The organism is Lacibacter cauensis (assembly GCF_007830055.1).
In the GTDB taxonomy this organism is placed as follows: domain Bacteria; phylum Bacteroidota; class Bacteroidia; order Chitinophagales; family Chitinophagaceae; genus Lacibacter; species Lacibacter cauensis.
This window is the reverse complement of sequence record NZ_VLLE01000003.1, coordinates 256,754-275,890: the sequence shown is the minus strand read 5'-3', so window position 1 is coordinate 275,890 and position 19,137 is coordinate 256,754. Positions and strand designations below refer to the sequence as shown.

Annotated in this window: 21 protein-coding genes; 13 read left to right on the top strand and 8 right to left on the bottom strand. The window is 42.4% G+C overall.

Annotated elements, in window-relative coordinates; all coding sequences use genetic code 11:
* Window positions 1-67 precede the first annotated feature (67 nt).
* The 4 genes from IQ13_RS06460 to IQ13_RS06445 form a co-directional block, all read right to left on the bottom strand.
* On the bottom strand, window positions 68-289 hold the full coding sequence (locus IQ13_RS06460; protein WP_144885290.1) for a hypothetical protein: 222 nt from the start codon (window positions 287-289) through the stop codon (window positions 68-70).
* Between the two features lie 137 nt (window positions 290-426).
* Window positions 427-1,167 (bottom strand): ParA family protein, encoded by a 741-nt coding sequence (locus tag IQ13_RS06455; protein WP_144885289.1) that lies wholly within the window; start codon window positions 1,165-1,167, stop codon window positions 427-429.
* Between the two features lie 171 nt (window positions 1,168-1,338).
* Complete coding sequence (uvrB, locus tag IQ13_RS06450; protein ID WP_144885288.1) at window positions 1,339-3,375, bottom strand: excinuclease ABC subunit UvrB; 2,037 nt, start codon at window positions 3,373-3,375, stop codon at window positions 1,339-1,341.
* Window positions 3,376-3,657: 282 nt separating this feature from the next.
* Complete coding sequence (locus IQ13_RS06445) at window positions 3,658-4,050, bottom strand: Spy/CpxP family protein refolding chaperone (protein WP_144885287.1); 393 nt, start codon at window positions 4,048-4,050, stop codon at window positions 3,658-3,660.
* A gap of 74 nt (window positions 4,051-4,124) precedes the next feature.
* Here IQ13_RS06445 and IQ13_RS06440 point away from each other — a divergent pair, with 74 nt between their 5' ends.
* Window positions 4,125-4,724 carry an acyl carrier protein phosphodiesterase gene (locus tag IQ13_RS06440; RefSeq protein ID WP_144885286.1) on the top strand — a complete coding sequence of 200 codons (600 nt, stop codon included), beginning with the start codon at window positions 4,125-4,127 and terminating at the stop codon, window positions 4,722-4,724.
* A gap of 7 nt (window positions 4,725-4,731) precedes the next feature.
* Here IQ13_RS06440 and IQ13_RS06435 read toward each other — a convergent pair whose 3' ends face one another.
* Window positions 4,732-6,042: an acetyl-CoA hydrolase/transferase family protein gene (locus IQ13_RS06435; RefSeq protein WP_144885285.1), complete on the bottom strand. Its 1,311-nt coding sequence runs from the start codon at window positions 6,040-6,042 to the stop codon at window positions 4,732-4,734.
* Between the two features lie 219 nt (window positions 6,043-6,261).
* Here IQ13_RS06435 and IQ13_RS06430 point away from each other — a divergent pair, with 219 nt between their 5' ends.
* The 9 genes from IQ13_RS06430 to IQ13_RS06390 all read left to right on the top strand — a co-directional run bounded on the left by IQ13_RS06430 (window position 6,262) and on the right by IQ13_RS06390 (window position 14,574).
* Window positions 6,262-6,834 (top strand): DUF2911 domain-containing protein, encoded by a 573-nt coding sequence (locus IQ13_RS06430; protein ID WP_199758200.1) that lies wholly within the window; start codon window positions 6,262-6,264, stop codon window positions 6,832-6,834.
* A 268-nt stretch (window positions 6,835-7,102) separates the two neighbouring features.
* Window positions 7,103-8,941, top strand: coding sequence for an asparagine synthase (glutamine-hydrolyzing) (gene asnB / locus IQ13_RS06425; protein ID WP_144885284.1), 1,839 nt, complete (start codon window positions 7,103-7,105; stop codon window positions 8,939-8,941).
* A gap of 97 nt (window positions 8,942-9,038) precedes the next feature.
* Window positions 9,039-10,178, top strand: a complete 1,140-nt coding sequence (locus tag IQ13_RS06420; protein WP_144885283.1) for a cystathionine gamma-synthase — start codon at window positions 9,039-9,041, stop codon at window positions 10,176-10,178.
* 115 nt (window positions 10,179-10,293) lie between these two features.
* Window positions 10,294-10,512 carry an addiction module protein gene (locus IQ13_RS06415; protein ID WP_144885282.1) on the top strand — a complete coding sequence of 73 codons (219 nt, stop codon included), beginning with the start codon at window positions 10,294-10,296 and terminating at the stop codon, window positions 10,510-10,512.
* On the top strand, window positions 10,502-10,801 hold the full coding sequence (locus IQ13_RS06410) for a type II toxin-antitoxin system RelE/ParE family toxin (RefSeq protein ID WP_144885281.1): 300 nt from the start codon (window positions 10,502-10,504) through the stop codon (window positions 10,799-10,801). Before IQ13_RS06415 ends, IQ13_RS06410 begins: the two co-directional genes overlap by 11 nt.
* Complete coding sequence (locus IQ13_RS06405) at window positions 10,773-11,582, top strand: TIGR02757 family protein (RefSeq protein ID WP_144885280.1); 810 nt, start codon at window positions 10,773-10,775, stop codon at window positions 11,580-11,582. Before IQ13_RS06410 ends, IQ13_RS06405 begins: the two co-directional genes overlap by 29 nt.
* Before the next feature lie 179 nt (window positions 11,583-11,761).
* A complete protein-coding gene (locus IQ13_RS06400) occupies window positions 11,762-12,091 on the top strand; it encodes a hypothetical protein (RefSeq protein WP_144885279.1) in 330 nt (109 codons plus the stop codon).
* Window positions 12,092-12,173: 82 nt separating this feature from the next.
* Entirely contained in the window at window positions 12,174-13,172 is a 999-nt protein-coding gene (locus IQ13_RS06395; RefSeq protein WP_144885278.1) for an alpha/beta hydrolase, read from the top strand.
* A gap of 31 nt (window positions 13,173-13,203) precedes the next feature.
* Window positions 13,204-14,574 (top strand): Gfo/Idh/MocA family protein, encoded by a 1,371-nt coding sequence (locus IQ13_RS06390; protein WP_144885277.1) that lies wholly within the window; start codon window positions 13,204-13,206, stop codon window positions 14,572-14,574.
* Between the two features lie 333 nt (window positions 14,575-14,907).
* Here the strand turns inward: IQ13_RS06390 and IQ13_RS06385 are convergent, their stop codons facing one another.
* On the bottom strand, window positions 14,908-15,780 hold the full coding sequence (locus IQ13_RS06385; RefSeq protein WP_144885276.1) for a cupin-like domain-containing protein: 873 nt from the start codon (window positions 15,778-15,780) through the stop codon (window positions 14,908-14,910).
* A 95-nt stretch (window positions 15,781-15,875) separates the two neighbouring features.
* Between IQ13_RS06385 and IQ13_RS06380 the strand changes: the two genes are divergently transcribed.
* On the top strand, window positions 15,876-16,484 hold the full coding sequence (locus IQ13_RS06380) for an L-threonylcarbamoyladenylate synthase (protein WP_144885275.1): 609 nt from the start codon (window positions 15,876-15,878) through the stop codon (window positions 16,482-16,484).
* Between the two features lie 9 nt (window positions 16,485-16,493).
* Here the strand turns inward: IQ13_RS06380 and IQ13_RS06375 are convergent, their stop codons facing one another.
* Window positions 16,494-16,889 carry a hypothetical protein gene (locus IQ13_RS06375; protein ID WP_144885274.1) on the bottom strand — a complete coding sequence of 132 codons (396 nt, stop codon included), beginning with the start codon at window positions 16,887-16,889 and terminating at the stop codon, window positions 16,494-16,496.
* A gap of 14 nt (window positions 16,890-16,903) precedes the next feature.
* Entirely contained in the window at window positions 16,904-17,506 is a 603-nt protein-coding gene (rnhB, locus tag IQ13_RS06370; protein ID WP_144885273.1) for a ribonuclease HII, read from the bottom strand.
* Between the two features lie 65 nt (window positions 17,507-17,571).
* Here rnhB and IQ13_RS06365 point away from each other — a divergent pair, with 65 nt between their 5' ends.
* Both IQ13_RS06365 and IQ13_RS06360 read left to right on the top strand, forming a co-directional pair.
* On the top strand, window positions 17,572-18,219 hold the full coding sequence (locus IQ13_RS06365; RefSeq protein ID WP_144885272.1) for a Crp/Fnr family transcriptional regulator: 648 nt from the start codon (window positions 17,572-17,574) through the stop codon (window positions 18,217-18,219).
* Window positions 18,220-18,278: 59 nt separating this feature from the next.
* Window positions 18,279-19,076, top strand: a complete 798-nt coding sequence (locus tag IQ13_RS06360) for a sulfite exporter TauE/SafE family protein (RefSeq protein ID WP_144885271.1) — start codon at window positions 18,279-18,281, stop codon at window positions 19,074-19,076.
* The last annotated feature ends 61 nt before the right edge of the window (window positions 19,077-19,137 follow it).

Genomic DNA, 19,137 nt, shown 5'->3' with positions numbered 1-19,137 from the left:
GTACGGATCGCCGGTTCGTTGACGTGCTTAACGAATTGATACTTGTTATACGATATATACTACGGAATTACTTAGCTGAGTTTTCAGCCAGTTCATTTTCCAAAGGCTTTGCTTCCTTTGTTTGCTGTTGAGCTGTTTGTTGTTTGGAAACTTCTGTTTTACCAGCAACGACACGTGCCAGGAAAGAATCTTCTTTGTAGAACACGTTTAAATAAATTGCAAAGAGGAAAAATACGAATGAGAAGAAACGCAATGGTTTTTTCATGACACTTGGATTTAGTTTTTTCAAATGAATTGGACAATTCAAAAGTAGAAACAGTTTCTGAAATATGCAACTGTTTACAGGCTATTTTGCAAAATTGGGGGTTAGTACTTAGAGCCGTTTTGGTAATTTTACGGTCGGCTGAAAACCGCTACAGTATTGCATTACAGCACACCCTCTTTAATCTCTTCCCACAGGTCACGATAGCATTGTGCAGCGTAACTGCTGCGTGCAAATTCTTCAAGCGGCGCTTTGTGTACACCCATTTTTTCTACATCACTTAAGTAGGGAATATAGTTTTCGAAAAAGCGTTTGTCTTTATATAATTCTTCCATCACTTCGTTATGCATGGTGCGGCGCAAATCAGTCATTGTAAAAAAGCAAGTCATCTTTTTCTGATCAATTGCTTTCTCTTTAAAAAAATCTTTTACCATGTTGTAAGTGCGTACAGATAGTGTTGTTGGTATAATCGGCATCAACACAATATCTGCTGCATTAAAAATATTTTCTGCTAATGAACTTAAACCCGGAGGACAATCAATAAATACAAAATCATAATCGTTCTTCAACTGTTTTAATATTGTTGACAAACGTTTCTTGGATGATTGCATTTCATCAATCATTACATCGTGTGCTTTTGCCGTTATATCGGCAGGAATAATATCCAGGTTTTCGTATTCAGTTGCCATGATGCTGTCGGCCAGTTCGGCATCTTTACCAACCAGGTCTTTCATCGCTACTTTTTGTTTGGGCTTTACTTTGTAATAAAATGAAGTAGCGCCTTGCGGATCGATATCCCATAACAAGGTTTTGTAACCGTCTTTTGCGGCGAGGTACGCAAAGTTTACACAACTGGCTGTTTTACCAACTCCACCTTTAAGGTTGAATAATGCAAATGTGAACATGGCTGATCTTTTGATGAACAGCTATCAAGTTAAGAAAAGATGCGGAAACTACACAAACAAGGGGATCGAGTCCTGAGCGCAGTCGAAGGACGGGTAAAAGAATCGAGCGGAGTCGAGATTCGGTTAGAACGAGCCGCCGTCAGGGTTTGTAACCGCTGACGGGGCTCCCGGTTATTTCTTCATTTCATCCAGTTCTTTCTGCAGGCGGAACATTTCATCACGCAAGCGTGCCGCTTCCATAAAATCGAGGTCACGTGCTGCTTTTTCCATTTGTTTTTTGGTGCGTGCAATAGCTTTCTCCATTTGCGGAATGGTTTGGTAGGTTTCCTGGTCTTCGGCGGCAATTACCAACTCCCCATCGGGCGCCAGTGCGTACGATTTGGCAGGGTCGTAGCCTTTAATATCCAGCACAGCAGTTTGTCCCATTACCTGTTCAATGGATTTTGTTACTGTTCGAGGTGTAATGCCATGCTCAATGTTATAAGCAATCTGCTTTTCCCTCCGTCGGCTGGTTTCTTCAATCGTGCGGCGCATACTCTCGGTCATCTTATCGGCATAAAAAATCACTAATCCATCCACATTTCGGGCAGCACGGCCGGCTGTTTGTGTTAAACTCTTTTCATTCCGCAGAAAACCTTCTTTATCTGCATCAAGAATAGCCACCAATGAAACTTCGGGCAAATCCAATCCTTCACGCAATAAGTTCACACCAACTAATACATCAATCACACCTAACCGCAGATCACGCAAAATTTCGATGCGCTCCAAAGTATCTACTTCACTGTGGATGTATTTTGATTTGATGTTGATGCGGTGAAGGTATTTATCCATTTCTTCAGCCATGCGTTTGGTGAGTGTTGTTACCAATACACGATCGCCTTTTTTTACACGCTTATCAATTTCATCCAGCAAATCATCAATCTGGTTGACGCTGGGACGAATTTCAATAGGTGGATCTAACAAACCTGTTGGACGAACCACTTGCTCTACCACCACACCACCTGTTTTTTCCAGTTCATAATCATCGGGTGTTGCACTAACAAAAACCACCTGGTTGAGTAAACTTTCAAATTCATGAAAATTCAACGGGCGGTTATCTAACGCACTCGGCAAACGGAAACCATAATCCACCAATACCATTTTACGGCTTCTGTCGCCACCATACATGCCGCTCACCTGCGGAATGGTTTGATGGCTTTCATCAATGATCATCAAATAATCTTTCGGAAAATAATCGAGCAAACAGAAGGGACGGGTACCGGGTATACGTCTGTCGAAGAAACGGGAATAGTTTTCAATACCATTGCAATAACCCAGCTCACGAATCATTTCAAGATCATAATCGGTGCGTTCTTTCAACCGTTGTGCTTCAATGTATTTTCCTTCACGTTTAAAATATTCTACCTGTGCAGCGGCTTCATCCTGTATTTCGTAAATGATCTGCTGCATCATATCCTTCGGTGCAATGTATAAGTTGGCGGGGAAGATGGCTGCATTATCGACCTTACCAATGCGTTTGCTTGATTTTACATCGATGGTTTCAATGTCTTCAATCTCATCGCCAAAGAACGTAATGCGGTAACCAAAATCAACATACGGCAGATTGATATCCACCGTATCACCCTTCACCCGAAAATTGCCTCTATTGAAATCGCCCTGCGAACGGGTGTACAAACTGTTCACCAGTGAATGCAGAAAGCCTTGTCGTGAAAGCACCTGGTTCTTTTGAATACGGATGATGCCGTTTTCAAAATCTGTAGGATTACCCATACCATAAATACAACTTACACTCGCTACCACAATAATATCTCTTCGACCGCTTAACAGTTCGCTTGTAGCCTGTAAACGCAGTTTGTCCAGCTCTTCGTTAATGCTCAGATCTTTTTCAATATACGTACCGCTTACAGGCATGTAGGCTTCGGGTTGATAGTAATCGTAATAGCTTACGAAATAACCCACTGCATTATCGGGAAAGAACTGCTTGAACTCGCCATACAACTGCGCCACCAATGTTTTGTTGTGCGTAAGTACCAGTGTTGGCCGCTGTACATTCTTTATAACATTGGCCATGGTGAATGTTTTACCGCTGCCGGTAACACCCAACAAGGTTTGGTATTTCTCACCATTTATAATTCCTTCGGTGAGTTGCTGAATGGCTTGTGGCTGATCGCCGCTGGGCTGATAAGGTGAATGAAGTTGAAAAGGCATAGTGTAAAGTTAGGGACTGTACAGCTTTCCCTGTTGATCTTTGACTCTTCAGGCGACCAAAAACAACTTACTACATGCGTTTTGTATTGCTGTTAAGTATTTAGGGATGTCTCGTTCCTCGACATGACGGCAGTTTTCGTCATCCCGACGAAGGAGGGATCTCTGCAACATGCAAGTGCTGTTGTATTTGCAGTGCTGTGTGTGTTTGGCAATTTTCAAAACGATAAACAAGCTTAATTGCTACCCGATAAAAAAAACCGGCTTTCGCCGGTTCTTTCAGTATTATTTATTTCCTCCACCTTGTCCGCCGGGGCCACCGCCACCATCTCTTCTACGCTGCTGCATCTGTTCCTGCATTTCTTTTTGTTTGGCTTTGTACTTTTCCTTTTGCTCAGGTGTAAGAATTGCTTCGATTTCCTCATTGTACTTTTTACGCATGTCCATCATCTTCGTACGCTGTTCTTCACGGCTGAGAGAGCTGTTACGGAGTGTTTCCATTTCGGTACGCTGTTTGTCCTGGATGGCCTTTACTTTTTCCTGTTGTTCTTTGGTTAAGTTCAGGTCTTTGAACATGTCTACACGTGGACCTCTGCCTCTGGTTGAATCAGCCGGCGGTTGTGCTTTTGCAATTGCTCCCACAAACATGAAAAGCAATAAAAATTGGAGTACTTTCATTGTAATAATATTTTGTTTGAAAAGAGTTTGACGACAACCTGCGAAAAAGTTTACGCCGCCGGTAAAAATTTTTTATGAATTATCTCGCCCACGCATACCTCTCCTTCCGGCAGCCTGAAATACTGGTGGGCAATATGATCAGCGATTATGTAAAAGGCAAACAAAAATTCAACTATGCCCCGGGTATTCAGCAGGGTATCGAACTGCACCGCCTTATCGACTCTTTTACGGATGACCATGCTGCAACCAAAGAAGCGAAAGAGATTTTCCGCCCCCATTACCGTTTATATGCCGGGGCGTTTGTAGATGTGGTGTACGATCATTTCCTTGCCACCGATCCGTTCATTTTCAGCAGTGATACACTTGAAGCGTTTGCGGCCGGCACTTACACAATGCTGGAACCGTATACTGCTGTTTTCCCCGAACGATTTGCACGCATGTTCCCTTATATGCAAACACAGAACTGGCTTTACAACTACAGCAATAAATGGGGAATTGAAAACAGTTTACACGGTGTTGTACGCCGTGCAACTTACTTAACCGAAAGTGCAACGGCTTATGCTTTGTTTGAAGAACATTATACAACACTGCTGCAATGCTACCAGGCTTTCTTTCCGGAAATGGTAGCTGTGGTAAAAAAATGGATAGATGAAAAACAGGTATGGAATACCTGACAACAGTTTAATGTATATATGAATCGTACACCAAAAATTGTTTGAAGCGATCAACACATGCTTTCTCCAGCATTTCCCGATCGTCGGGGTGTGCAATATCAATGAGGGCTTTTGCACGCTGGCGTAAATTTTTACCATACAACGATGCAACACCATACTCTGTAACTACATAGTGAATATGTCCACGTGTGGTTACCACACCGGCACCTTGTTTTAAAAATGGCACAATACGGTTAATGCCTTTTGCAGTCCGGGATGTAAGTGCAATGATGGGTTTTCCGCCTTCGCTCAATGCCGCACCACGCATAAAATCCATCTGTCCGCCAATACCACTATACTGTGTTGTACCAATACTATCGGCACAAACCTGCCCGGTAATGTCCACTTCGATCGCACTGTTGATGGCGATCACTTTGGGGTTACGGCGAATTACATGCGGATCGTTTACATAATCAATATCCAGGAAACCAAAAGCCGGATTATCGTTTACATAATCGTACAACTTTCTTGTACCAACTGCAAAACCGGTAACCGTTTTATATGGATGAATTTTTTTGTTGGCATTGTTGATCACATCTCTTTCTACCAGGTCAATAATACCATCGCTCAGCATTTCGGTATGCACCCCCAGGTTTTTATGATTGTGCAACGAACGTAATACCGCATCAGGAATGGTACCAATGCCCATCTGCAGGGTACTGCCATCTTCAATCATCCCGGCAATGTATTGGCCTATCTTCAGTTCATCTTCTTTTACTTTTGAACCGTAGTCAACTTCCGGTAATGGTTCTTCGCAATACACCATCGATGTAAACCGGTCGGTATGAATCAAACTGTCGCCATGCGTACGTGGCACATTGGGGTTTACCTGCGCAATAATATGCTTGGCAGTATTAACTGCACTGCGGGCAATATCTACACTTACGCCCAATGAGCAATAGCCATGTTTGTCGGGAGGCGATACATGCACCAGCGCCACATCAATGGGCAAATATCCTTTTTTGAACAGATCGGGAATATCGCTGAGGAACACCGGAATAAAATCGGCCCTGCCTTCATTTACTGCCTGCCGCACACTGTTGCTCACAAACATGCAGTTGATGTTGAAGATACCTTCGTACTCCGGACGGTCCACCGTAATATCGCCCTGTACGGTGATGAACACCAGCTCTACTTTCTCCAACCGGTGCGACTGCTTAGCCAGCTCCCGCAACAAGTACAACGGTGTTTGGGCACTGCCATGTACAAATATGCGTTGGCCACTTTTGATTACAGAAAGCGCCTGTTCTATTGACTGGTAATGTATATGCCTGTACATAACGAACAAATTAGAGTGTAAAAATAAATTACAACATTCCGCCCGAAACTGCCAACAAACAGGATAAATGGTGATTAAAGACAGCCTTCCTTGCTATAAATTTGCCACCTGCAAAACAACTTTTCGGCACTTAAACAAGTCATAAGGTTGCAGCAGCAATGGCAGAGGGGTTGCTACACGCAACCTGTTACATTATTTATTTAAAATTCAAGAACGAAAATGAGAAGTACACTTTTATTATTGGCTTTTGTATGCATGGCGATGGCAGTAAGTGCACAAAACGGATCTAAGCTTCCACCGTTAGATAAATCACCCATGGATATGTCTTACTACCCGGTAAACTATCCGATCCTCCGTATTCAGCCCAATAAGCCTACCGAGCCGTTAATTGCCCGTGTTATTTACAGCCGCCCTTCAAAAAGCGGACGTAAGGTATTTGGTGAACTGGTGGAAGATGGTAAAGTATGGCGATTGGGTGCCAATGAAGCCACTGAAATTGAATTTTACCGTGATGTAAAGATTGGTGGCAAAACCGTGAAAAAAGGACGTTACACTTTGTACGCATTGGAAAGTGCTGCAAAGTGGACGGTGATTATTAATAAAGACACCGACGTGTGGGGTGCTTTTAAATATGATGCCGGTAAAGATGTAGCACGCATTGATTGCCCGGTTATTAAAACCCCGGATATAACCGAATCGTTTACCATGGTGTTTGAAAAAGTAACCGACAAAAGTATTAACCTGGTAATGGATTGGGATGATGTGCAGGTGAAGATGCCGATTTCGTGGTAAGTACGAACAATGAAGTACGAGGTACGAAGTAAGAAGTGTACTACGTTTTCATCAACTTAAGTAATAGCAAAAAAGCTCTGCAGCAATGCAGGGCTTTTTTATGCTGTAGAAAACATGATGTACCGTCTGGCGCCCTCGTCTGACGGATTATAAAGTGGGCACCAACACATCTTGAATTTTAAAAACAAAGTTGAACAGTCATCCTTCAAGATACCAGACAACTTCTTTTCTATTGGTTTGTTTGCTATGAAAGTTCGACTTTTACAGCATGTGTGGCATAGCAGGAATCATCTCCCGAAACCCGAACCAAGTATCAACAGAGCGGTTACAACAAATGACCAATGCCCTTGCGCATCGTGGACCCGATGGTGAAGGTTTCTGGATTAACGCAACGAACAATGTTGGTTTCGGTCATCGTCGGTTAGCCGTTATTGATTTGAGTGAAGCAGGTAAACAACCCATGCATTATCTCAACCGTTACAGTATTACATACAACGGCGAATTGTATAACTATGTTGAGCTGAAAGCAGAACTGCAGCAAAAAGGTTATCACTTTCGTACACAAACCGATACAGAAGTATTGCTGGCAGCTTACGATTGCTGGAAGGAGCAATGCCTGCAACAGTTTGATGGTATGTTTGCATTTGCAATTTGGGATGAGCAGGAACAAAATCTGTTTGCTGCACGTGACCGTTTTGGCGAAAAACCATTTTACTACAGTTTCGATGGAGAACAGTTTGCGTTTGCCAGCGAAATGAAAGCTTTGTGGGCAGCAGGTATTGAGCGTTCGGTTGATCACAGTATGCTGTTGAATTACCTGGCATTGGGCTGGGTTAAAAATCCGGCCAACCTGTCGCAAACATTTTATCAAAACATCAGCAGTTTACCACAGGCACATTACTTACAATTAAATCTGCGTGACGGAGCAAATGAAATAGTACAGTACTGGGATCTGGATAAACAAACAACAGCATCCATCAGCGAAGCAGACGCTGCTGAACAATTGTTGCAGTTGCTCAATACTTCTGTAAAAAGAAGATTGCGCAGTGATGTAGAAGTGGGCACTTCGCTCAGTGGTGGATTGGATAGTTCATCCATTGCTGCAATTGTAAAATCCCAAATTCCAAATAACAAATTCCAAGTCTTTACAGCATCTTTTCCCGGCTTTGAAAAAGATGAAACCAAATATGCCAAAGAAGTTGCTGCACACTTGCAATTGCAGCAGCATGTTGTTACACCCACTGCTGATGCGTTGTTGAGCGATATGGAACAACTCATCTTCCAGCAGGAAGAGCCCTTTCAATCTTCCAGCATTTATGCACAATACAAAGTGTACGAACTGGCAAAGCAAAATGGCGTTAAAGTAATACTCGACGGACAAGGTGCCGATGAACTACTTGCAGGTTATCACAAATACATTCATTGGTTTTTGCAGGAGAAGATTCGTGAATCGTCAGTCGTAAGTCGTGAGTTGAAGGCATTTGCTGATCACAATATTTCAGTTGAGTGGGGTTGGAAAAATAAACTGGCGGCACGCTTTCCGGAGTTTGCTGCAGTACAGCTGGAGAACAAAGCCAACAAAGCAGTCTTGAACCATAAGTTCATCAACAATCACTACCGTAAGCAATACTTCAATAAAAAAAGTATTTACAAACCGGCTGTAAGCAAGCTCAACGATCTGCTGTATTACAATACCATGCTGGTTGGACTGGAAGAGTTGCTCCGTTATGCCGATCGTAACAGCATGGCACATGGCGTGGAAGTGCGTTTGCCTTTCTTATCGCACGAGCTCGTACAGTTTATTTTTTCATTACCATCGCAGTATAAAATCAACAACGGTTTTACCAAATACATTTTACGTGAAACCATCAAACCCTATCTGCCAGCATCGGTTGTGTACCGCACCGATAAAGTGGGTTACGAACCGCCACAACAGCAATGGATGCAGTCGCCTGCTTTTGCAGCACTCGTGCAGCAAAGCCGCCAGACACTGGTAAAAGAAAACATCCTGAAGCAAAGCATCCTGCAACAACCTGTTCATGCACAACCTGCACATGCTGTTAATAATGATGACTGGCGGTATTTCTGTGCGGCACATCTGTTGTAATTTACCATCTTTGCAATCCGTCTGACGTCATCGTCCGACGGATTAAGCATTAACTTACTCGTCAGACGTGGGCGTCAGACGATCAAAAACTTAGATTATGAAACTCGATACAAAAATGATTCATGCGGGAGCACATCCCGATCCTTCTACCGGTGCTATTATGACGCCGATCTATCAAACAAGTACCTACGTTCAGGAAGCACCGGGTGTAAATAAAGGCTACGAATATGCAAGAAGCCAAAACCCTACACGTGCAGCGTTAGAAGAAGCAGTGGCAGTTATTGAAAATGGAAAGTTTGGTTTGGTGTTTGGCAGTGGCGTAGCTGCAACCGATGCAGTAATAAAATTATTAAACCCCGGCGATGAAGTGATTGCTGCCAATGATATGTACGGCGGCACGTACCGTTTGTTCATGAAAGTATTTGAAAAGTTCGGTTTCAAATTTATTTATGTTGATACAACAGATCCTGCTAACGTTAAAGCAGCTGTTACTGCCAACACCAAACTCATCTGGCTGGAAACACCCACCAACCCGTTGATGAATATTACCGACATCAAAGCCATTGCTGCTATTGCAAAAGAAGCCGGTGCTTTATTGTGTGTTGATAATACGTTTGCATCACCTTACTTACAAAACCCGTTAGATCTTGGTGCTGATATTGTGATGCATTCAGCTACCAAATACCTCAGCGGACATAGTGATGTGATACAGGGTTGCCTGGTGATGAACGATGCAGAGCTGCGTGATAAATTATACTTCATCCAAAAAAGCTGTGGTGCGGTACCCGGACCAATGGATTGCTTTCTTGTACTGCGTGGTATTAAAACATTAGCAGTGCGTATGAAAGCGCATTGTGCCAATGGTGAAAAAATTGCGCATTGGTTGAAAGCAAATCCTAAGGTGGGCAAAGTGTATTGGCCTGGCTTTACCGATCATCCGGGTTATGCCGTTGCACGTGAACAGATGCGTGGTTTTGGCGGTATGATCAGTTTTGAACTGAAAGACGACAGTATTGAAGAAGCAAAACGTGTATTATCATCTACCAAACTGTTTTCCTTAGCTGAAAGTTTAGGTGGTGTGGAGAGTTTAATCAATCATCCGGCAAGCATGACGCATGCAAGCATTCCGAGAGAGAAACGCATTAAAGATGGATTGAGTGATTCACTCATTCGTTTAAGTGTGGGTATAGAAGATGCAGATGATTTGATTGAAGACTTGGCGAAAGCGATTGGATAGTCCTGAGCGAAGTCGAAGGGTGTTCTGTGCAGTATCGAGCGCAGTCGAGATACAAGCAGCCTAGAGTTACATTTGCAGTCACTCTTTTTTTGTAACTTGTAACAAACATGCTGGTATGCCTTACAACAAAGAAGAACTACTGAAACTTTCAGTTGAAGAGCGAATCAAACTTGCGGAAGAGTTATGGGAAAGTGTAGATGAAGAACAACTTCCAGCTACAGATGTTGAGATCAGCATTGCAGAAGAGCGTTATGAAGCCTATATCAAAAATCCGAAAGATGGGATGAGTTGGGAGGAGTTCAGGAAAAAGATCAACGATAAGTATGGCTTTTAAACTCATCGTAAGATCAGATGTATGGACTGATGTTGAAAGTGCTGTTGATTGGTACGACCATGAAGTTTCGGGTTTAGGTCAGCGTTTCTTTCATAGTTTCGAAGAGTCTGCAAAGAAAATAGTACAAAATCCGTATCACTATTCCTTTATTACAAAAAATGTCAGGCGCTGTCCAATCAAAAGATTTCCATACAGTATTTTATACATAACCGAAGAAAGCAACATTTTTATATTGGCAGTTATTAACAGAAGAAGAAGTAATGCGTACATCAGAAAAAGGGTTAAATGATAAACGACAACTAAAAAAATTGCTCAATGCGAAGGTTGATTACTACAATCAACCTTCGTTCATTAAAAACGATCCCATTTGTATTCCGCACCTGTTTACGAAACAGCAAGACATTGAAATTGCCGGTTTCTTTGCCGCCATTTTTGCATGGGGCAACCGCACCACCATCATCAATAAAAGCAAAGAATTAATGCAGCTAATGGAAATGCAGCCGCATCAATTCTGTCTGCATCATACTGCCGGCGCATTAAAAAAATTATCCGGCTTTAAACACCGCACATTTACCGCAGATGATCTTTATTACTTCATTGAGTTCTTTCACCAGCATTACAGCCAACACCATTCATTGGAAACTGCTTTCTTTCCCCGCAAAGGAATGACGGTGGAGGAAGGGCTCAATCATTTCAAAAACTATTTCTTTTCGTTCGAACATTTAAAACGAACTGAAAAACATATTTCGTCACCTAAACAGAAATCGAGCTGTAAGCGATTGAATATGTACCTGCGTTGGATGGTGAGAGATGATAACAAAGGCGTTGACTTCGGCATCTGGAAAAATCTTTCGCCTGCCGATCTTATTTGTCCGCTGGATGTACATGTAAGCCGTATTGCCCGGCAGTATGGGCTGCTTTACCGCAAACAAGACGATTGGGAAGCTGCACTTGAACTAACCGCTAATCTGCGTACCTTAGATAAGCAAGACCCGGTGAAATATGATTTTGCATTGTTTGGCACCGGTGTAATGGAAAATAAACTTTCATCAGTAAATGAATCCGGTTAAGCTTATTCAGTTTTTCATTCTGCTCATCATCAATTTTCTAATTGTCGCAGGTGTAAATTTTTTAGTTGCAAAGACAATGGCAAAATCCGGAGAAGTAACCTTTTATTCTATACTGCCCAAAAGTCTGCTGTTAGCTGTGTTTATGACCATTCTTTTTACACTCTTCAATAGAAAAAAAGATGAGTGATCACCTGCAACAAATCATTCCATCAATCAACAATGAGCTGGCACTGGCGTTGCCGGAAAAATTATCGATGATAGAACTGGAAGAACAACTCACTCAACACATCAACCACCTTATTAATACCGATTTTGAAAAGTTGGTGTATTACCTCTACCGTATTGATGTGAATGAAACAAAAATGAAACATCTGCTGCAACAGCAGCAGGGCGAAAATGCTGCCCAGCTTATTGCCCGCCTCATTATCGACAGGCAATTACAAAAGATCAAATCAAGAGCCGAACATAAGTCAACCCCAACTGACGATGAAGGTGCTGAACGTTGGTAAACAAGCCTGCGCAATCGTTTAACCTGTTCATGTTTGGTAAACAGGAAACCGTTAACTTTAAGAGTCAACTCAACTACCTCACATGAAACGATTGCTTAAATGGATCTTCATCCTGTTATTGGTCTTCACGGTTATTTATTTTCTTGGCCCGAACCCTTCCACACCCGTTTACAACAACATATTACCTGCAGTACCCACCGAAGCTACTGCACTGGAACAATACATTGCTGCCAACGAAGCACAGCATAAAATAAAACCCCGGAACGAAGCCCGCATTGTTTGGGCAAACGATTCAGCCAAACAAAAAACAGCATACGCTATTGTATACCTGCATGGTTTTTCTGCTTCGCAGGAAGAAGGTGCTCCTGTGCACAAAGCCATTGCCAAAAAGTTCGGTTGCAATTTGTACCTGGCACGTTTGGCCGAACATGGTATTGATACAACCGAAGCCATGCAAAACCTTACGGCAGAAAAATACTGGGAAACGGTAAAGCAGGCTTATGCCATTGGCAAACAGCTCGGCAATAAAGTCATTCTCATGGGCACATCAACCGGTGGCAGTAATGCATTGCAACTGGCAGCCAACTTTCCAGATGTGTATGCACTCGTATTGCTGTCGCCCAATATTGAAATTAACGATCCCAATGCGTGGTTGGCCAACAACCCCTGGGGCTTGCAAATTGCACGACTTGTAAAAAAATCAGACTACGTTATTACCAAAGATCAACGGGATATTTATAAAGCCTACTGGTATTCGAAATACCGTTTGGAAGCAGTGGTGAATTTGCAGGAGTATTTAGAAACAGCAATGACAAACGAAAACTTCAGCAAAATAAAACAGCCAACTCTCCTGCTTTATTATTACAAAGATGATGTGCACCAGGATAGTGTGGTAAAGGTGAGTGCCATGCTGCAAATGTTTGATAAGCTGGGCACGGCTGCTGAGCAAAAACGCAAAGTAGCGATGCCCAATACCGGCGATCATGTAATTGGGGGTTACATTAAATCGAACGATTACCAGGGCGTTGAAACAGAAATCACAAAATTTATGATGGAAGTATTACATCTTCCGTTACAATAATAAATCATTGTCAATCGTAAAACAGATCAACATGAGTTCATTATCACGCAGAGATGCATTAAAAGCTTTAGGTATTTCGCTTGGCGGTTCGGTGCTGCCGCTTTCATCGTGGGCAACCAACGATAAAGGAGAACGGATTATTCTTCCCGAATTTGAAAACAGTTTCCGCCCCGATAAACCCATAACCGTTATTACCTGCGGTGCTGGTGCAAGAGGAAACGTATATGGCAACTATGCCGCTGAATATCCTGCGCAAATGGATATAGTAGGTGTAGCCGAACCTATTGCCATCCGTAATGAACGTTATGCAAAGAAGCACAACATTAAAGACGAAAACCGCTTTTCCACCTGGGAAGATATTTTTAAACGTCCAAAGTTTGCAGATGCAGTGCTTATAACAACACCCGATAATCTGCATTACGGACCATGTATGAAAGCATTGGAAATGGGTTACCACGTATTATTGGAAAAACCAATTTCGCCCAGTGAAAAAGAATGCAGGGATATTTTAGCCCTTGCAAAGAAAACAGGCAAGATCGTTGCGGTTTGCCATGTACTCCGTTATGCACCTTACTTTGAAGAACTGCGGAAAATTATGCAAAGTGGTGTTTTAGGTAAAGTGGTAAGTGTACAACACCTCGAACCCATTGAGCACATACACATGAGCCATTCTTATGTGCGTGGCAACTGGCACAACAGTAAAGAAACTACACCCATTATCCTCGCTAAAAGCTGTCACGACCTTGATATTCTGCGTTGGATGATTGGTAAGGAAAGCAAAAGCATCCATGCCTTGGGCGATGTAAGCTGGTTTAAAAAAGCCAATGCACCCGAAGGCAGTACAGCCCGTTGTACCGATGGTTGTAAAGTTGAAGCTACATGTCCGTATTCTGCATTAAAAATTTACTACAGAGAGCGGCAGCGAACCTACGTGTTTGATATGCCCGATGATAAAGAAAAACATGCTGCACATATTATGGAGAAGTTGAAAACAACTAACTATGGACGTTGTGTATACAGGATGGAAAACGATCAGCCCGATCATTATACCACCAACATCCTGTTTGATGAGGGTGTTACGGCCAGCTTCAGCATGGAAGCCTTTACATCGTACGAAGGAAGAAGAACAAGAGTGATGGGAACCTTGGGCGATGTAGTGGGTGATATGTACAGCTTTACACATACCGATTTTTTAACCGGTAAAAAAACAGAATGGAAAAATGCAACTGATATGCATGGTGGTGGGGACTGGCGATTGGTTGCCAATTGGCTGCAGGCTGTTTCGAAAAATGATCCTTCCTTACTTACATCAACCATTGATGCGTCGATTGAAAGTCACCTCATGGGCTTTGCTGCAGAAAAAAGCAGGAAAGAACAGAAAGTGGTGGAGATAAAATTATAGTTGATCGTTATTAACCTGACAGGTTGATCAGAATCTGATAAAAAAGTGGGCCCCGATAGAAATCGTGGGCCCTTTTGCTTACCTCTGAAACCACAAAAAAATAGATCTTTTATGTTCAGAAAGAGGTATACCAAGGCATCGCTGCCAAAAATGAATTCGGATAGACAGATAAGAACAGGAAGGTTAAGGACTAATTGTTCATCAGCTGGATATAGTGGAATCGGGGCGCTCTACAAGGGAATTGGAATCAGGTTAGCTCGAATAAAATGGCTGCAGTAAATATAGAGCAGTCTTTTGGTTTTTGCAAGCGTGATTTTACTTACAAATCAGTTATCAAAGCTGACGGTCTGCTGCAGCAAAAGCCTTCTTCTTTTTATAAGCATACCACCACTGGGGAGCTGTTTTCTTTAGCAAAGTATCAATACCACGCATACCAAACAAGTTCCATACGCCATGGAGCTTCGCACCAACACCTTCCTGCAATGCCCGCAGGCTCATGGCAAAGCCACTATCAAGATATTCCATATGGTGCCAGTACCCGGCCGGCATAAACAGGGTATCGCCATGTTCCAGAATTACTTCGTAGCCATTGGCTTTTCTCAAAGCGGGGAATGCTTCGTAATCGGGCTTACCGGTATTGAGATGATAATTGCTGAAATCGGCAAGACTCAACACCTCAAATGGTTTGCGGTAAAGTTTATGCTGCTCTTCGTACGGAAACAGCAACACCCGCTTCCGGCCTACAAACTGCGTATGCAAAATGTGCGACAGATCAATATCGAAATGCATATGTGTAATGGACGTTGCACCACCCACAAACAACATGGGATATTTTTTTACAAAGCCTTTCAGGTATTCTTCGGGCCAGGTAAAATCGTTGGTAAGTTCGGGCGAATGATCGAAAATATTGAAGAGGAAAATACGCCAACCTGCCGGCCCCTGCGAAATCATATCGATGTATTCGCCAAAAGTTTTGTAATCATCGGCCGTGTTAATGGGGGTATATGCATCGCTTTTTACATTATTATAAATGCCCACTTGATGATGGCCTGCTGCCTGTTTCAAAAAATCCCAGTTCCATTTTGTATATGCCGGCCATTGGTGTGCCAGCGATTTAATGATTACGGGTTTGCCCTGCAGATAATAGTCCTTGCGGAATTGTTCGGGACTGATGGTTTCAAATGTGTCAACAGGTTTCAGTTGCATATCAATCAAGCGGTTTGGAACACGTAACCAAATATAAACGAACAATTGGAGATAAACTCTCTGCCCAATCATAAAATTCGGTTGTAACTTTAACCATGTTATTGCATGTACATCCGCAAAACCCGCAGGCAAGACAAATCAAGACCATTGTTGAGCATCTGCAAAAAGGTGGTATCATCATTTATCCTACTGATACCATCTATGGTTTAGGTTGCGATATTTTTCAGCACAAAGCCATTGAGCAAATCTGCCGCATTAAACAGGTAGATCCGCAAAAAGCACAATTGTCTTTTATCTGTCACGACCTCAGCGACCTCAGCACTTATACCAAACAGATTTCAACACCCGTTTATCGTATGCTCAAGCAATACCTGCCGGGACCATATACCTTCATCTTACCTGCAAGCAAAGAAGTGCCGAAAATTCTCAAGAGTAAAAAGGACACCATTGGTTTGCGTGTACCCGATAACGAAATTGCAAGAACCATTATTCGTGAGTTGGGGCATCCCATCCTCAGCGCATCGTTACCCGGCGACATGGTGGAAGAATATACCGACCCGGAATTGATGCACGATAATTTTCATAAGCTGGTAGATATTGTGGTGGATGGTGGTATTGGCGGCATGATTCCTTCTACCATTGTTGATTGTACCGATGATGAGCCGGTAGTGATTAGACAAGGGTTGGGTGAGTGGGTGGGCTAAGCCAGATTTTTAATGAGTAATTTGTATCCCCAATGTTGCAGGTAACGACAGTGTATACTTATAAAAAACCAAATAGCTTACAAAAGATAAAACAACACTAACCGACAAAACATTTGCTGCTTCTTTTTTTAATTGACTCTTAGAAAGATTTAAAATAAATACTATAACAGCAGGACAATACACCTGAACAAAAGGAAAAAGGAAAAAAGAGCCAAACGCATATGCTTCCTTCTGAAACATATAAAAGGCAAAAATGGAAAAATAAGAAAGCAAAAATATCAATGTTCCTAAGAAAAGCGTAATCATTTTGACTTCCTTATCAATTACCAAATACACCAACTTATGTGAAATTATTCCAAAAGCTGCAAAAGCTCCTGCCAAATAAAAAAGAATTATTACTCCCATTTAAACCTGTTTAATCAAAACAACTCCTGCATTTTCAACGGATCAATGTTAAACGACTTGCGGTGATGTTCGCACAAACCATGTACCTCTATTGCTTTGCGATGTTCGGATGTACCATACCCTTTGTTCTTTTGCCAGTTGTACTGCGGAAACTGTTGGTGCAGCTGCAGCATATATTCATCACGATAGGTTTTGGCTAAAATACTGGCAGCTGCAATGGAAGCAAATCGTCCATCGCCTTTTACAAATGTTTTATGTGCCGTGCGTTTGTATTTGATAAAACGGTTGCCATCGATCAACAACAACTGCGGCCTTTTCTTTAACTGATCAATAGCTAAATGCATGGCCTTGAACGATGCTTTTAAAATATTGATCTGGTCAATTTCCTCTACATCAACTTTTGCAACAGCATAAGCAACAGCCTGCTCTTCTACAATCAACCGCAAAGCATTGCGGTTTGCTTCGTTTACCTGTTTACTATCGTTGAGCAATGGATGATAAAACTCTTTCGGCAATATAACGGCCGCTGCAAACACAGGTCCGGCATAACAGCCACGGCCTGCCTCATCGCAGCCGGCTTCAATCAATTCTTCCTGGTAAAAAGACAGTAATGCCATAGCTTCAAAAGTAAGTTAACAAGCCATTGTTTCTTCAATCCAAATAAAATTTCAACATTTGCAATATGGCAATACAGCAGGTACAAGACGATCTACTACGCAAAAGCTATCCGTTATTCGAAGACAACCTGGTAAGCGAAATTGAAGAACAGGGCGAGTTTAAAACCTTTCCTGCCAACGAAGTGCTCATGCGCAAAGGTCAATACATCCGCAGCACGATGCTGGTACTAAGCGGCCTCATAAAAATTTACCGGGAAGATGATGAAGGCAACGAATTCCTGATGTACTACTTGCGTCCGGGCGAAGCCTGTGCACTTTCGCTGGTATGTGCTGCCAAACATGAAGCAAGTCCTATTATGGCAAAAACTGTAACCGAAACTGATGTGATGATGGTGCCGGTTGATACCATGAGCGAATGGATGAGTAAATTCAAAAGCTGGTACCAGTTTGTAATTGAAACCTACCGCACCCGTTTTGATGAATTGTTGGCTACATTGGATAATGTTGCTTTCCGCAGTATGGACGAGCGTTTGGAATTTTACCTGAAACGTGCAAAAGAGGCCCAGCAAACCAACCTGCTCAACATCAGCCACCAGGAAATTGCCAACGAGCTCAACACCTCCCGTGAAGTAATTTCAAGGCTATTGAAAAAAATGGAGCAGAAAGACATGGTGAAGCTTAACCGCAATACCATCGAACTAAAAAAATTCTAATTCACTGCTATGTGATTTGAATCACCGTTCGGTGCAAAAAAGTACAGCACATTTGCTGCATGGAAATTATCGGCTATCTCGCATCTGTTGTTATTGGCATTTCATTAGGCCTTATTGGTGGAGGCGGTTCTATTTTAACTGTACCCGTACTTGTTTACCTTTTCGGCGTTGAACCTGTACTTGCCACAGCTTACTCCTTGTTTATTGTTGGCTCTACTTCGCTGGTAGGTGCTTTTCCCAAATACAAACAGGGTTTGGTTAATCTAAAAACGTCACTCATTTTTGGTGCACCCGCTATTGCTGCCGTTTATGCTACCCGAAAATTTATTGTACCGGCTATACCGCAGGAAGTGTTTACAGTTGGCGACCTGGTTATTACCAAGTCCATTTTAATGATGTTGCTGTTTGCCGTGTTGATGGTATTTGCATCATACTCCATGATCAAAGGAAAGAAAGAAGAAGGCAATGGCAACACTGGTGAACAAAAGTTTAACTATCCGCTTATTTTACTTGAAGGAACTGTTGTAGGTATGCTCACCGGTTTGGTTGGTGCAGGTGGCGGCTTCTTAATTATTCCTGCATTGGTGTTGCTGAGTAAATTACCCATGAAGCAGGCCGTAGGTACTTCGTTGCTCATTATTGCCGCAAAATCGTTGATCGGTTTCTTAGGCGATATTGGCCACCAGTTGATCGATTGGAAATTACTCATCATTGTTACGGCATTGGCTATTGCCGGCATTTTCGTTGGTAATGCGCTCAGCAAAAAAGTATCGGGCGATAAACTGAAAAAAGGATTCGGCTGGTTTGTTTTGGTAATGGGTATTTACATAATTGTGAAAGAATTGTTTATTAAGTAATACGTACTCACTGAAGCTCCGGCTCTGTGACAAAAGTCATAGTTCTGCCCTGATTGAAAAC